The sequence below is a fragment of the Streptomyces sp. OR43 genome (genome assembly GCF_008042275.1).
Lineage (GTDB): Bacteria > Actinomycetota > Actinomycetes > Streptomycetales > Streptomycetaceae > Streptomyces.
The window spans coordinates 51,303-65,126 of sequence record NZ_RDBK01000011.1 but is presented as its reverse complement, the minus strand read 5'-3'; the positions used below and the strand labels follow the sequence as shown (position 1 = coordinate 65,126).

The 13,824-nt window shown below is 72.5% G+C and carries 11 protein-coding genes; 6 read left to right on the top strand and 5 right to left on the bottom strand.

Features of this window, described 5'->3' with window-relative positions; translation table 11 throughout:
• The first annotated feature begins 10 nt into the window (after window positions 1-10).
• Both EAO72_RS42875 and EAO72_RS08120 read left to right on the top strand, forming a co-directional pair.
• Complete coding sequence (locus EAO72_RS42875) at window positions 11-433, top strand: peptidoglycan-binding domain-containing protein (protein ID WP_261991367.1); 423 nt, start codon at window positions 11-13, stop codon at window positions 431-433.
• Window positions 434-620: 187 nt separating this feature from the next.
• A complete protein-coding gene (locus EAO72_RS08120; protein WP_148016581.1) occupies window positions 621-2,831 on the top strand; it encodes a HelD family protein in 2,211 nt (736 codons plus the stop codon).
• A 30-nt stretch (window positions 2,832-2,861) separates the two neighbouring features.
• Here EAO72_RS08120 and EAO72_RS08115 read toward each other — a convergent pair whose 3' ends face one another.
• Window positions 2,862-3,416, bottom strand: coding sequence for a nitrobindin family protein (locus tag EAO72_RS08115; protein ID WP_148016560.1), 555 nt, complete (start codon window positions 3,414-3,416; stop codon window positions 2,862-2,864).
• A 181-nt stretch (window positions 3,417-3,597) separates the two neighbouring features.
• Window positions 3,598-5,826, bottom strand: coding sequence for a catalase/peroxidase HPI (katG, locus tag EAO72_RS08110; protein WP_148016559.1), 2,229 nt, complete (start codon window positions 5,824-5,826; stop codon window positions 3,598-3,600).
• 237 nt (window positions 5,827-6,063) lie between these two features.
• Between katG and EAO72_RS08105 the strand changes: the two genes are divergently transcribed.
• From EAO72_RS08105 to EAO72_RS08095, 3 genes are all read left to right on the top strand, one after another.
• Window positions 6,064-6,480, top strand: a complete 417-nt coding sequence (locus tag EAO72_RS08105) for a Fur family transcriptional regulator (protein WP_148016558.1) — start codon at window positions 6,064-6,066, stop codon at window positions 6,478-6,480.
• A gap of 67 nt (window positions 6,481-6,547) precedes the next feature.
• Window positions 6,548-8,617 carry a DUF4139 domain-containing protein gene (locus EAO72_RS08100; protein WP_148016557.1) on the top strand — a complete coding sequence of 690 codons (2,070 nt, stop codon included), beginning with the start codon at window positions 6,548-6,550 and terminating at the stop codon, window positions 8,615-8,617.
• Between the two features lie 8 nt (window positions 8,618-8,625).
• The gene (locus EAO72_RS08095; RefSeq protein ID WP_148016556.1) at window positions 8,626-10,188 is read left to right on the top strand and encodes a mucoidy inhibitor MuiA family protein; all 1,563 of its coding nucleotides are present in this window, start codon (window positions 8,626-8,628) and stop codon (window positions 10,186-10,188) included.
• A 63-nt stretch (window positions 10,189-10,251) separates the two neighbouring features.
• Here the strand turns inward: EAO72_RS08095 and EAO72_RS08090 are convergent, their stop codons facing one another.
• On the bottom strand, window positions 10,252-10,605 hold the full coding sequence (locus EAO72_RS08090; protein WP_148016555.1) for a VOC family protein: 354 nt from the start codon (window positions 10,603-10,605) through the stop codon (window positions 10,252-10,254).
• Window positions 10,606-10,609: 4 nt separating this feature from the next.
• Window positions 10,610-11,095 (bottom strand): GNAT family N-acetyltransferase, encoded by a 486-nt coding sequence (locus tag EAO72_RS08085; protein ID WP_148016554.1) that lies wholly within the window; start codon window positions 11,093-11,095, stop codon window positions 10,610-10,612.
• A gap of 153 nt (window positions 11,096-11,248) precedes the next feature.
• Between EAO72_RS08085 and EAO72_RS08080 the strand changes: the two genes are divergently transcribed.
• A complete protein-coding gene (locus tag EAO72_RS08080) occupies window positions 11,249-11,536 on the top strand; it encodes a hypothetical protein (RefSeq protein ID WP_148016553.1) in 288 nt (95 codons plus the stop codon).
• Window positions 11,537-11,567: 31 nt separating this feature from the next.
• On the opposite strand, the gene EAO72_RS08075 is transcribed toward EAO72_RS08080, so the two are convergent.
• On the bottom strand, window positions 11,568-13,793 hold the full coding sequence (locus EAO72_RS08075) for a serine/threonine-protein kinase (protein WP_148016552.1): 2,226 nt from the start codon (window positions 13,791-13,793) through the stop codon (window positions 11,568-11,570).
• Between the last annotated feature and the right edge of the window lie 31 nt (window positions 13,794-13,824).

Genomic DNA, 13,824 nt, shown 5'->3' with positions numbered 1-13,824 from the left:
CGGGGACGGGTTGCCAGTCGGGGTCCGGGCATGGCTGAGGAGCGCTGGTCTGGGTGCGCCACGGATCGCGACGCAATCTGCGGCTTCCTGGGCGTCCGTACGCGGGTACGGCAACGATCTACGCGGCCACCATCCCGTACGTCCACGACCGGGCACACGGCGGCAGCGGACGCAGAACTGGCTGCGGATCCAGTCCGGATACACCGGACCGATCGACGGCGTTCCCGGCCCCCGCACCTACACCGCACTCCAGCTGAACATGCGGAACTGGGGCTACACCGGACCCCTCGACGGAGTCCCCGGAACCAACACCTGGGCCGCGGTACAACGACTCTCGGCAGCACACGGCTACACCGGCCCCATCGACGGCGTCATGGGACCCAACTCCTGGCGAGGCTTCAGCCGCTTCATCAACCAGGACCAGTGGGACTGACCCCACCGAAAAGGGCGGCGCACGACCCGCGGCAACAAGAAATCCCCGGTCCGCAATTGCGGACCGGGGATTTTCCCGAGTATATTGAGTGTTTCTGTGCGCCCACAGAAAAGGCCCCGCACGGGGGGCCACTAAGAAACACCATATCCGTCAGGGAGCAATGTTGTCAACTCGGGAAAGCGCCGAATTGCAGAAGGAGCAGGAATTCATCGACCGGCTCTACGACCGCGTCGACGCGGTGCGCGGAGTCGCCGCCCAGCACGTCGAGGACGCGCTGACGCCGGTGGGCACCGGGCTGCAGGCCCGTCTCGAGCGTGATGTGCTCGTCGCCGAACGATCCGGGCTGCTGGCGGCCCTGAACGCGGTGGACGGCTCGCTGTGTTTCGGCCGTATCGACCTCTCCGACGGCACCGCGCACCATATCGGCCGCATCGGAATCCGCGAGGACGACACCGCACACACGCCGCTCCTCATCGACTGGCGCGCGCCGGTCGCCCGCCCCTTCTACCTCGCCACCGGGCACACCCCCATGGGGCTGCGCCGGCGCAGACACATCACCACCGAGGGCCGCGACGTCACCGAGCTGCACGACGAGCTCCTCGATGTCGGGGACCGGCAGCGCACCGGGTTCGAGGACCCGAGCGGTGACACCGTGCTGCTGGCCGCCGTGAACTCCGCCCGCACCGGCCGCATGGGCGACATCGTGCGGACCATCCAGGCGGAGCAGGACCGCATCATCCGCGCACCGCACCGCGGGGTGCTCGTCGTCGAGGGCGGCCCCGGTACCGGAAAGACAGCGGTGGCGCTGCACCGGGCGGCGTTCCTGCTGTTCGAGCACCGTGAACTGCTCGCCAAGCGCGCCGTCCTGATCGTGGGCCCCAACCCGGCGTTCCTGAGCTACATCGGTGAGGTGCTGCCCGCGCTCGGCGAGACCGGGGTGCTGCTCGCCACGCAGGCCGAGCTGTTTCCCGGGGTCCACGCCGACGGCACGGACACCCCCCGCGCCGCCGCGGTCAAGGGCGGTGAGCCGATGGCGGAGGCTCTCGCCATGGCCGTGCGCGACCGGCAGTTGCTGCCCGAGCCCGGTGCCGCGATGGTCATCGCCCACGACGACGGGGACCTGATCCTCGACTGGGAGATCGCCTACGAGGCCCGGCAGGCGGCCCGCGACACACTGCTGCCGCACAACCTCGCCCGCCCGCACTTCGCGTTCCGGATCATCGACGCCCTTACCGCCCAGCTCACGGAGCGCATCGGGGCCGATCCGTACGGCGGGCCCAACTTCCTCGGCCCCGACGACATCGCCCAGCTCGGCAAGGCCGTCGCCGTCAGCGGTGCGGTGCACAGCGCCATCGACGAACTCTGGCCGCCGCTGACCCCGGAGGCGTTCCTGACGGAGTATCTGGCCGACCCCGTCCACGTACCCGCCGAGGACGCCGAGGCGATCCGGCGTGCGCCCGGCGGTGCGCGGTGGACCCCTGCCGACGTTCCGCTGCTCGACGAGGCCGCGGAGCTCCTCGGGGCCGACGACAGTGCCGAGCGGGCGGCCGCGGAGGCCGAGCGCCAGGAGCGGATCGCCTACGCGCAGGGCGTTCTGGAGCTGTCGCGGGGCTCGGAGTCGTTCGAGTTCGAGGACGAGGAGTCCGAGGTCCTCGCGGCCCACGACATCATCGACGCGGAGCGGATGGCGGAGCGCCAGGAGGAGGCCGATCACCGCAGTGCGGCCGAGCGTGCCGCCGCCGACCGCACCTGGGCGTTCGGGCACATCATCGTCGACGAGGCCCAGGAGCTGTCGCCGATGACCTGGCGCCTGCTGATGCGCCGCTCGCCGACCCGCTCGATGACCCTGGTCGGCGACCCCGCGCAGACCTCGGAGGAAGCGGGCGTCGGCTCGTGGGAGAAGATCCTCGGGCCGTACGTCGGTGACCGCTTCGAGCACGTCGCGCTGAAGGTCAACTACCGTACGCCCGCCGAGATCATGGAGCTGGCCGCCCGGGTGCTGTGCGCCCACGACCCGTCGTTCACACCCCCCGCTTCGGTGCGGTCCACGGGTGAGCCGCCGTGGCTCCGGGACTCAGGAGACGACCTGGCGGGCGCGGTCGCCCGGGCGGTCCTGGAGCTGACGCCCGAGGAGGGGCGCCTCGCGGTGATCGCGCCGCGGGCGCTCCACGAGGAGATCAGCGCTCTCCTGACCGGAGTCACCGCGGGCACCGAACCCGATCTCACGCACCCGGTCGTACTGCTCGACCCGCGGCAGGCGAAGGGCCTGGAGTTCGACCATGTGCTGGTCGTCGAGCCCGTCCTGTTCGGGACGAGTGACCTGTACGTGGCGCTGACCCGGGCCACCCAGCGTCTCGGCATCATCCACCGGGAGGAGCTGCCCGAGGCGCTGCGCTGAGCCCCGTCCGCCCGCCGGACGCGCCGCGCCCTACACCTGGCTCCCGGCCTCGCGCCGGAGCTGCGCCGTGAGGTGGTGCCGCAGCCGGTGACCGACTGCCGCGAGGTCGTGGACGAAGTCGAGCGTGTCGTCGTCCGCCAGGTTGTACCGACGGCGGCTGGCCTCGACGTCCTTGGCGGTGGGGGTGACCGCGACCTGGTGGGTGGTGAGGTCTACCGAGCCACCGTCTGCGCGGCCGGTCAGGATCTCCGCGATGCCGGTGGGCTGGGTGATCAGCGCCTCCACCCGGCCCTCCGGCTGCATCCGCCACCAGCCGCTCTCCCGCGCGGCCGGCCGCAGGGGGAGCCCGTCCGCGTCCAGCAGCCAGGCCCGCGCCTCGTAGTGGAGGAAGGGCCGCCCGTCATGGCTGAAGGTGACCTCCTGCGCGTACGCGAAGTCTTCGGCGAGGGTCGGGTACCCGCCGCGGCCCCGGCCCGTCCAGCTGCCCAGGAATCCGAGCAGCGGCTCCAGCAGCGGGTGTGGCGCGGGGGTTGCGTCCGGCCGGAAGGCGTCGGGGTACGGGGGTGTCGTTGCGGGGTCGAACATGAGGTGAGCTCCTGGATCGGTGCCGGTGCCGGTTGGCAGCCTAGGTCCTTTCGTCCGGATCGTGCCGGAACCCCGAGCGCGGCATGATCCCGACGAAAGGACCTGGGGCCGGGGCGACGGGTCACCGCCCCGTGACACAGGTCCGGGCCGGCCCCGTGGAGAGGCCGGCCCGGACACACGCTCAGACGAGGTCGAACCGGTCCAGGTTCATGACCTTGTCCCACGCGGCCACGAAGTCCTTCACGAACTTCTCCTTCGCGTCGTCGCTCGCGTAGACCTCAGCGACCGCGCGCAGCTCCGAGTTGGACCCGAAGACGAGGTCGGCGCGGCTGCCGGTCCACTTGACCTTGCCCGAGGCGTCGCGGGCCTCGAACGTGCTCGCGTCGTCGGACGTGGGCTTCCACGCCGTGTCCAGGTCGAGCAGGTTGACGAAGAAGTCGTTGGTCAGCTGCCCGGGGGTCTCGGTGAGGACGCCGAGCGAGGACTGCTGGTGGTTGGCGCCCAGCACGCGCAGGCCGCCGACGAGGACCGTCAGCTCGGGCGCGCTCAGGTTCAGCAGGTTGGCGCGGTCGAGCAGCAGGTACTCGGCGGGCAGCCGGTTGCCCTTGCCGAGGTAGTTGCGGAATCCGTCGGCCTTCGGCTCCAGCTCGACGAACGACTCCACGTCGGTCTGCTCCTGCGACGCGTCGACGCGGCCCGGGGTGAAGGGGACCTCGATGGCGGAGCCGGCGTCCCTGGCCGCCTTCTCGACGCCCGCCGCACCGGCGAGGACGATCAGGTCGGCGAGGGAGATCTGCTTGCCGCCCTGCGCGCCGGAGTTGAAGGACTCCTGGATGTCCTGGAGGGTTCGCAGCACGCCCGCGAGCCGGTCGGGCTCGTTGACCTCCCAGCCGTTCTGCGGTTCGAGGCGGATGCGGGCACCGTTGGCACCGCCGCGCTTGTCACTGCCGCGGAACGACGAAGCGGACGCCCACGCGGTGGAGACGAGTTCGGACACCGACAGGTCCGTGGCGAGGATCCGCTCCTTGAGCGCGGCGATGTCCGCCGCGTCGACGAGCTCGTGCGTCCGGGCGGGCAGCGGGTCCTGCCACACCAGGGTCTCCGTGGGGACCTCCGGGCCGAGGTAGCGGACGACCGGGCCCATGTCGCGGTGGGTCAGCTTGAACCACGCGCGGGCGAAGGCGTCGGCGAACTGGTCGGGGTTCTGGTGGAAGCGCCGCGAGATCTCCTCGTACGCCGGGTCGAGCCGGAGCGAGAGGTCGGTCGTCAGCATGGTCGGCGCGTGGGTCTTCGACGCGTCGTGCGCGTCGGGGACCGTACCGGCGCCGGCGCCGTCCTTCGGCCGCCACTGGTGGGCGCCCGCCGGGCTCTTGAACAGCTCCCACTCGTAGCCGAAGAGAATGTCGAAGAAGCTGTTGTCCCAGGTGGTCGGGGTGTCGGTCCAGATGCCCTCCAGACCGCTGGTGATCGTGTCGGCACCCTTGCCGGTGCCGTACGTGCTCTTCCAGCCGAGGCCCAGCTGCTCCATCGGGGCGGCCTCGGGGTCGGGGCCCACACTGTCCGCGGGGCCCGCACCATGGGTCTTGCCGAAGGTGTGACCGCCCGCGATCAGGGCGACCGTCTCCTCGTCGTTCATCGCCATGCGGCGGAACGTCTCACGGATGTCACGGGCTGCCGCGATCGGGTCCGGAGTGCCGTTGGGGCCCTCGGGGTTGACGTAGATGAGGCCCATCTGCACCGCGCCGAGCGGGTTCTCGAGCTCCCGGTCGCCGGTGTAGCGCTCGTCGCCCAGCCAGGTGGTCTCGGGGCCCCAGTAGACGTCCTCGTCGGGCTCCCACACATCCGCGCGGCCGCCGCCGAAGCCGAAGGTCTCCAGGCCCATCGTCTCCAGGGCGACGTTTCCGGTGAGGACGATCAGGTCGGCCCACGAGAGGTTCTTGCCGTACTTCTTCTTGACCGGCCACAGCAGTCGGCGGGCCTTGTCGAGGCTGGCGTTGTCCGGCCAGCTGTTGAGCGGGGCGAAGCGCTGCTGCCCGGCTCCGGCGCCGCCGCGTCCGTCGCTGATCCGGTAGGTGCCGGCGCTGTGCCAGGCCATCCGGACCATGAACGGGCCGTAGTTGCCGAAGTCGGCCGGCCACCAGTCCTGCGACGTCGTCAGCACCTCGGCGATGTCGCGCTTCACCGCCGGGAGGTCGAGGCTCTTGAACGCCTCGGCGTAGTCGAACTCCTCACCGAGCGGATTGGCCACGGCGGGGTTCTTGGCGAGGATCTTCAGGTTGAGCCGCTCCGGCCACCACTGGCGGTTCCCGCCGCCCTGGGTCGGGTGCGGCGCGCGGCCGTGCGCGACCGGGCAGCCGCCGGCCCCCTCTGCCTTCGGATCGGTGACGATCGCGTCGTGGTTCTCAGTCATGGAAATCCTTCCGGACGGGGCGGATCACGGTGCTGAGGAACTGCGGACTGCGGGAAGGCCGGGTCCGGATTCCGGGACCGGCGGCCCCGTCTCCTGAAGTCACGTACTTTTCCGCTGCTGTCCTGTCCCTTGGCTGTCGACCGGAACCGATCCTACGATGGACATAGTCCAAGTCAATACGAACGACAGGCGTGTACGGATCCAATCGTCGGACGACGCACAGTAAGGCTGGTGGGCATGAGTGACCTGCTGCAACGGCTTCGCGCACGTGGCTGGCGAATGACGGCTCAACGCCGGGTGGTCGCCGAGGTACTCGCCGGTGAACACGTGCACTTCACCGCGGACGAGGTCCTCGCACGCGCCACCTCCCGGCTGCCGGAGATATCCCGCGCCACCGTCTACAACACCCTCGGTGAACTGGTCTCGCTCGGCGAGGTGATCGAGGTGGCCACCGACGGCCGCGCCAAGCGCTACGACCCGAACGCCCACCAGCCCCACCAGCACCTGGTGTGCTCCGGCTGCGGCGCCATCAGGGACGTCCACCCCTCCGGCGACCTGCTCGCCGGGCTGCCGGAGTCCGAACGGTTCGGCTTCACCGTCTCGGAGGCCGAGGTGACCTACCGCGGTCTGTGCCCGGACTGCGGACCCGGCTGATCGGCGCCTGCCGGGCATCGTCGCGGCGTAGGCTTCACTCACCATGAACGCGGCGGGGGCGGAGCGCATGACGGATCAGTCGGTAACGAGGTGGGGGTCGAGCCTCGATTCCGTCGTGGTGTACGCGCAGGGCGCGCTCTGCCGTCGGCTGGCCCGGGGCGCGGTGCCCCGCGACCGCCACGTGCGGGTGACGGGCCTGCCCCGCTCCCTGGATCCCGGCTCGCTGCGGGTCCGGGTCCTGGGAGCCTCCGGGGTACGTGTCACCGAGGCCCGCGTCGAAGTCGAGGCCGAACTGCCCCGCCCGGACGCGCCGGACACCTTGCGGCGCGAGTACCGGCGGCTGCTCGACGCGTACGCCGCGGCGCAGGAGCGCCGGGACCGGCAGTTGAGCGTGATCAAGGAGGTCAGCGCCCTCCACCCGGTCCCGCCCGGCCGCAAGCGCGACGACCCGCACCGGCGCACCCCGGCCGACGCATGGCTGGAGCTCGCCGATTTCGTCGACGAGCGGCTGACGGGGCTGCACCTGCGCCTCGTCGAACTGGAGGAGGCGGTGCGTGGCGCCGAGCACGCGCTCACGGTCGCCACGGACCGGCTGGAACGCGAGTCCACCGACGCGCCGTCGGCGCACGTGGAGACCTCGGTCTGCGCGGTCCTGAGCCTCGACGGCCCCTCCGACGCGGGCGACGTGGAACTGGAGCTGGAGTACGGGGTGCCGGGCGCCGTCTGGGTACCGGCGTACCGGCTCACCCACCGGCAGGGCGACGACAGCGGGAATCTGGTGCTGCGTGCCTCGGTCGCCCAGCGGACCGGCGAGGACTGGACCGGCGTACGCATCGCCCTGGCCACTGCGGATCTCCGGCGCCGCACCGATCTGCCGAGGCTCCGTTCGGTCCGGATCGGGCGCAGCCAGCCCGCCCCCGCGCCGTCCGGCTGGCGCGAACCCCCGGCCGGGCTCGGCGGCCTGTTCTCCGGATACGACGCGGCAGGCCCCGCTCCGGTCCGGGCGAGCGAGGCCGTGGCCGCCGGCGTCTGGCCGGGTTCTGCGGACGATGTCCCGCCGGGTTCCGTTCCGCCGCCCGCACCGCGGGGTTACGGTGCTCCGCCACCACCGCCGGTCGCCGTGGGTGGTCCTCTCCCGGAGGCCTTCGGCGGCGCGGTGCCCGCCCCGGCGCCGCCGGCCGGGGCTCAGTCGCTCACCAGGTCGCGCTCGGCCGGCCGGTCCCGCGCGAAGGCGCCCGCCGCCATGGCACCGCCGGCGCCCGGCATGACCGCGCCGCTTCCTCCCGTGCCGGTGGCCGGTCCGCCGGAGCCGAGCAGCGCCGAACTCGACTACGCCGCGCTGACCCTGGCCGGGCCGGACGAGCAGGGCGGCCGCCGGGGCCTGCTGTTCCCCGGCTCCCCGTTCGATCCGGTCGCGGCCGAGTACCGCCGCCGCGCCGAGGCGGCGGCCATGCTGCCGCTGCCCGGTCACGCCGTGCGTCCCCGCGAGTCTGCGGGTTCCTTCGACCACCGTTTCGACGCCGCCGCACGCGCCGACGTCCCGTCGGACGGCACCTGGCACACCGTCACCGTCGGCGAGATCCCCGTCGGTCTGCGCACCGAGTACCTCTGCGTGCCGTCCGTGGAGCCGGTCGTGTACGGCACGCTGGTGCTGTCCAACGCCACCGGCCAGGCGCTGCTGGCCGGCCCGGTGGAGGTCGTCGTCGATGACGAGTTCCTGCTGACCGCCGCGCTGCCCACGCTGGCACCCGGCGGTGAGCGCCGGGTGGGGCTCGGGCCGGCCGAGGGCATCCGGGTGACGCGACGTACGAACCTGCACGAGTCGACCGCGGGCCTGCGCAACAACACGACGGTGCTCGACCACCGCGTCCACGTGGAGCTGGCCAACCGGCTGGCGCGGCCCGTCATCGTGGAGGTGCGCGAACGGGTTCCGGTCTCCTCCGAGCCGGATGTCAGGATCGAGGAGCGGGCCGACTGGACGGTCCCCGAGGAGGGCGAAGGGCCGGACCGTCATGCGCCCGGCACCCGGGTGTGGCGACGGGACCTGCCCGCCGGCACCACCGCCGCTCTCGACGGCGGCTACGCCATCCGTATCCCGGCCGGCAAGGCCCTGGCCGGCGGAAACCGCAGGAGCTGACCCACCTCATGTCCACGGCCCCGAAGCCGATCGCTCTCCCCGTCACCGCCGTCACGTGTCTGGAGGACCGTGCCCACATCGAGCGCTCCACCGTGCTCGACCTGGAGGCCGGGATCCAGCGGCTGCGTCTCGGACCGGTCAGCGCGCTGGCCGTCGACCGGACGCTCCATGCGGAGCTGACCTCCGATCACCCCGCGACCGTGCTCGACGTGCGGATCGTCCGCGACTGGACGCCGCGCGAGCCGTCACCTCCCGCGGAGGACGACTCCGCGCTGCGCCACCGCGTGCACGCCCTCGAAGAGGAGCGGCGCGAGCTCGGACAGCGACGCGACCGGCTGACCGCCCGCCTCGGCCTGCTCGGGCGCCTCGCCGGCGACCTACTCCGGGAGATCGGCGAGGGCGCGGGCTTCGGGGAGACGGAGCGGCCCCGCTGGACCCGCGAGCTGGACCGGGTGGACGCCGAGCGCGACGTGCACGCCGAGCAACTGCGTACCGTACAGGCTCGGCTGGCCGCTCTCGCCGCCGAACTCTCGGACGTCCAGCGGGCGCTGGACCTGTCGGAGGAGGAGCCGGCCGAGCTGGTAGGCCACATCGAGCTGACGGTGAGGACGGCCGTAGCCGGTCCCGTCGGGCTGCGTCTGAGCCATCTCACCCCGTGCGCACTGTGGCGGCCCGCCTACCGGGCGGTGCTCGACGGGGACGGCCTGACGCTGGAGACCGACGCGATGGTCTGGCAGCGCACCGGTGAGGACTGGTCCGGGGTACGGCTGACCCTGTCGACGGCCCGTTCGGCGCTGGCCACCGATCCGCCCCGGCTGGACGAGGACCGGCTGACGCTCAAGGACCGCACCGCCGCGGAGCGCCGCACGGTCGAGGTCGAACTGCGCGAGGAGGAGATCGGCACCCTCGGACCGGCGACGGTGCTCGGCCTGCCCGGCGTGGACGACGGCGGCGAGGCGCGGGTGCTGAGGTCCCCGGCACCGGTCTCGGTCCCCGGGGACGGCGCGGCCCACCGGGTCCGGCTGTCCGCCTTCACCGCACCCGCAGCGAGCGAGTACGCCTGCTCACCGGAGTTGTCGCCCCTGGTCACCCAGGTGGTGAGGTTCGACAACCGGTCCGGCCACGCGCTGCTCGCCGGGCCCGTGGATCTCGTCCGCGGCAGCGGGTTCAGCGGCCGCGGCACGCTGGACTTCACCGCCCCGGGCTCCCCCGTCGAGCTGGCCTTCGGCAGCCGCGACGACCACCGGGTGGTCCGGGAGACCGAGGAGTCCCGCGACATCGCGGGACTCACCCAGCGGACGGTGGTCACCCGCACGGTCCGGCTGCATCTGTCCCGGTTCTCCGCTCCCGGCGAGCACGGCGACCGGGTGGTGGCCGTCCGCGAACGCGTACCCGTCTCCGAGGTCTCGGCGGTGGAGGTACGCCTGCACAAGGACGCGTGCTCCCCGGCGCCGGACGCGGTCGACGCGGAGGGCATCGCCCGCTGGGACGTCGCGCTCCCGCCGGGCGGCCGTCGCACGGTCACGCTGGTGTACGAGTTGTCGGCGAGCGGCAAGGTCAGCGGTCTCTGACTCCGGGCTGCGGATGACGGACGGCGGGCGGTGGGCGCCGCGCGCCGACTGACGGGCGCCGGGTCAGTAGTACTGGGCCATGCAGAATTCGTGGTCCTCGGGATCGGTCATGACGACGACCACACCCTCGTCGTACGCGTGCCGCTCTCCGGTGAACCTGCCGCCGAGGGCGATGACCTGGGCCATGCCCCGCTCGATGTCGTCGACCGCGATGTCGAGGTGCAGGCGTACCTTGCCCCGCTTCGGTTCGGCCACCGGCTGGAAGACGAGGCGGGGCTGCGGGTCGTCGCGGTGGCCGAGATAGATCCAGCCCGGCTCGGACGGCCCCTGCGGGCGGTCCAGCAGCGCGCTCCAGAAGCCCGCCACCCGTGCCACGTCGACGCAGTCGACCGTCACTCCGGCCCATCGGTTCGCCATCCCGTCAGCACCCTCTCGTCGGGCGGTACTCCAGCAGAAGGGCCTCGCCCTCGCCCGGCACACGCCGGAAGCCCGCCTTCTCCCAGGCACGCACGGCACGGACGTTCGTCACGGCCGGATCAACCGTCACCCGCTGCCATTCCAGGGTTCCACACACATGGTTCGTGAGCGCACGGGCGGCGTCCGGTCCCAGGCCGCGGCCGCGTGCGCCGGCGACCAGCACCAGGTCGAGACCGCCTTCGGCAGTGCCCGCGTACCAGTACTGCGCATAGCCCACGGGCTCTCCCCGCGCGAGCACCAGAAACGACTCGACCTCGGGGCGGCGACGTCCCACGTACTTGGCAGCCACTTCCTCGCGCGACACCGGCACCCCACCCCAGTGCTCCACGAAGCCGGGGTCGGCGAACCAGCCGGCCAGCAGATGCAGGTCGTCCTCGGACGTCGGAACGAGCCGCGTCAGGTCCCCGTCGACAGCAGTACTGAGATGCATCAACTCTCCCTCCGTCGACCAGTGTCCTGCACCGGACCCGACCGGCCCGGCCCGCCCCCGACGGCCGCCCAGCGGACTCCCGGAGCGGCCGTACGGGGCGGTGGGTTGCGTTCAACCGGCCGGCCACGAAACCTCGCATGCGATCATCCCTCCATGAGCAGCGACCTGGAAGTAACCGCTCTGGCGATCAATGTCACGGTCCCTCAGGCCCTCCGCTGGACGGACACGCGGCGCGGTGAGGCGTTCACACTGACCACCCTCAATGTCCGGCTTCTCCCGGACGGCCGTCTGGCCGCGAAGGCGTACGGCCGACCGGTCGCCGGCGGCCGGGGCGCGTACGTGTCCTTCCCCGTCCCCGACGACCCCGAACTGGCGGCGCTGATCGCCGACGCCGCCGGCCGTGCCGGGGTGTTGTGGGCCGCCCATCGCGGGCTCGGGTGAGCGCGGTCCGAGGCGTCCCGCTCGCCCGGGGTCAGCCCGCCTCGGGCGGATTCTGCGCGTCGAAGGCGAAGAGGGTGTTCTTCGCCGCGGCCACGACCACCGCACGCCCCGCGACGGTGACGCGCGGGCTCGCGCCCTGCTCACCCGCCACACCGTCGGCCTGCGGATCCGTCGTCCACAGGACTTTTCCGCCCTTCGGCGCCAGGGCGACCACCCGGCCGGACGCCGAGCTGAAATACAGGGCGCCGGCTCCCGCCGCGGGGCCCGCGGCACCCTCCACACCCGTCTGCCGGGACCACTTCTTCCGGCCCGTCGCGGGGTCGAGCGCCGTGACGAGTCCGGTCTGCCCGCTCACGTACACGGTGCCGTCCGCCATTCCGGGCGTTCCCGCGTAGGTCCTGGCCAGCCGGGAGTACGTCACCTTCCGCGAGACGGGGTCGACTCGCGCCACCCCGTCGTAGCCGGTCGTCTCCGGTCCCTCCCGGTGTTCCTGGAGAAGTACGAGCGTGGCGCCGGCGACGCCCACCGGCACGGCGGGACCGTCGACCGCGAGAGGGCTGCCCAGTGTTCCCGAGGCGCGGTCGAGCGCGTACAGCGTGGGACGGCGCACCTCCAAGGCGTTGATCTCGTCATCCGCCGCGCACATCGCGAACAGCCGTGGGCCCGCCGGGACGGGGGCGCACTGTGTACCCGCGGGGAACGCGGTCGTCCAGCTGAGCTCACCGCTGTGTGCGTCCCGGGCCTCGAAGCGGGAGTTGGAGGCGTCGACGGTCACCACCGCCAAGCCGATCACAACGGCGTCCTGGGTCCGGCCCGTGACCGCCGTCGACTGGGCACCGGACGGCACGGACCACAGCTCCCGGCCGCTGTCCGCGTCGAGGGCCACCACCTCGGTGGCAGGTCCCTGCGGAGCGTCCTGGGCGGCGAAGCGGTAGCCGAGCACCGTGCCGTCGGTGACGCCGACCAGGTGCATGCCCTGGACGGGGACGCCCGGGCTCTTCGCCGTCCACCGCGACGAGCCGTCCACGGCGCTGATGCGGGTCGCGACCACACCGCCGCCCCCGCAGAACAGCGCGTCCCCGCGCGCGACGCATCGCAGTTCGTCGGGAATGTCCTCGTCACCGGCCTCCACGGCCCTGCGCCACGGCTTGAAGCCGTCCGGCAGCGCGGCACCCGCCGCCGCGACGCCGTCGCCCTTCTCGCCGTCGCCGTTGCCCCCGAAGTCCCCCGTCTTCATCGCGGCGGCTCCCCCGCCGATCGCCGCCACCGCGACCGCCGCCGCGAGCACGGGCCGCCACCGGCTGCGCAGCCGGCGCCCGATGGCGGTGCTCCCGTCGCCGGAACCGGCCGGGGCGGTCGGGTCCGGGGTGGGCCGCGTCGCGAAGTGATGCTGAGTGTTCATGTCACGGGTGCGGCCCGCGCCCGCCCGGTGCACGCCGGTCCCGCCGAGATCGCCCGGCAGGTCCCGCAGCAGCACGAGGAGTTCGTCCGCCGAGGGCCGGCCCTCGGGCTCCTTGTCCAGACACGGCTCGACGACCGCGCGCAACGCCACCGGGACGGCGTCCAGCGACGGTTCCTCGTGCACCACCTGATAGGCCGTCATGTACGGGCTGTCCGAGTCGAAGGGCCCGTGGCCGGTCGCCGCGTACACGAGCAGGGTCCCCAACGAGAAGACGTCGGACCGCGGTCCGACGCCACGCGGCGCCTGCAACTGCTCCGGCGACATGAAGGGCGGCGTACCGATGACCCGTCCCGTCATCGTCAGCGTCTGCTGGTCCACGGCGCGCGAGATGCCGAAGTCGATGACGCGGGGACCCTCGGGCGAGAGCACGACGTTCGAGGGCTTCAGGTCGCGGTGGACGACGCCGGCCCGGTGGATGTCGCGGAGCGCCTCCGCCAGCCCGATGGCGAGCCTGCGCAGCTCGCCTCCGTCCAGCGGGCCGTGCGCCGCGATGTACTGGGCGAGCGTGTGCCCCTCGATATAGGTCGTGGCCATCCACGGCTGCTCGGCGTCGGGGGCGGCGTCGACCACGGCGGCGGTGAACGCGCCGCTCACCCGCCTCGCGGCCGCCACCTCCTGACGGAAGCGCGTGCGGAACTCCTCGTCCCCCGCGTACTGCTGGTGGATCAGCTTGATCGCGACCGGCCGCCCCGAACTCGTACGGGCCAGAAAGACCGTGCCCATGCCGCCCGAACCGAGCCGCGCCTCGAGCGGATAGCCGCCGATCTCGGCCGGGTCACCTGCGCGCAGCGACACTCTTCCCGTCCTCCCGTCCCCCGTGAACCCC

Coding starts and splice junctions, on each gene's coding strand:
- EAO72_RS08115 (WP_148016560.1), bottom strand. CDS start 3,416: ATGTTCGACCCCGCAACGACACCCCCGTACCCCGACGCCTTCCGGCCG.
- katG (WP_148016559.1), bottom strand. CDS start 5,826: ATGACTGAGAACCACGACGCGATCGTCACCGATCCGAAGGCAGAGGGG.
- EAO72_RS08105 (WP_148016558.1), top strand. CDS start 6,064: ATGAGTGACCTGCTGCAACGGCTTCGCGCACGTGGCTGGCGAATGACG.
- EAO72_RS08100 (WP_148016557.1), top strand. CDS start 6,548: ATGACGGATCAGTCGGTAACGAGGTGGGGGTCGAGCCTCGATTCCGTC.
- EAO72_RS08095 (WP_148016556.1), top strand. CDS start 8,626: ATGTCCACGGCCCCGAAGCCGATCGCTCTCCCCGTCACCGCCGTCACG.
- EAO72_RS08090 (WP_148016555.1), bottom strand. CDS start 10,605: ATGGCGAACCGATGGGCCGGAGTGACGGTCGACTGCGTCGACGTGGCA.
- EAO72_RS08085 (WP_148016554.1), bottom strand. CDS start 11,095: ATGCATCTCAGTACTGCTGTCGACGGGGACCTGACGCGGCTCGTTCCG.
- EAO72_RS08080 (WP_148016553.1), top strand. CDS start 11,249: ATGAGCAGCGACCTGGAAGTAACCGCTCTGGCGATCAATGTCACGGTC.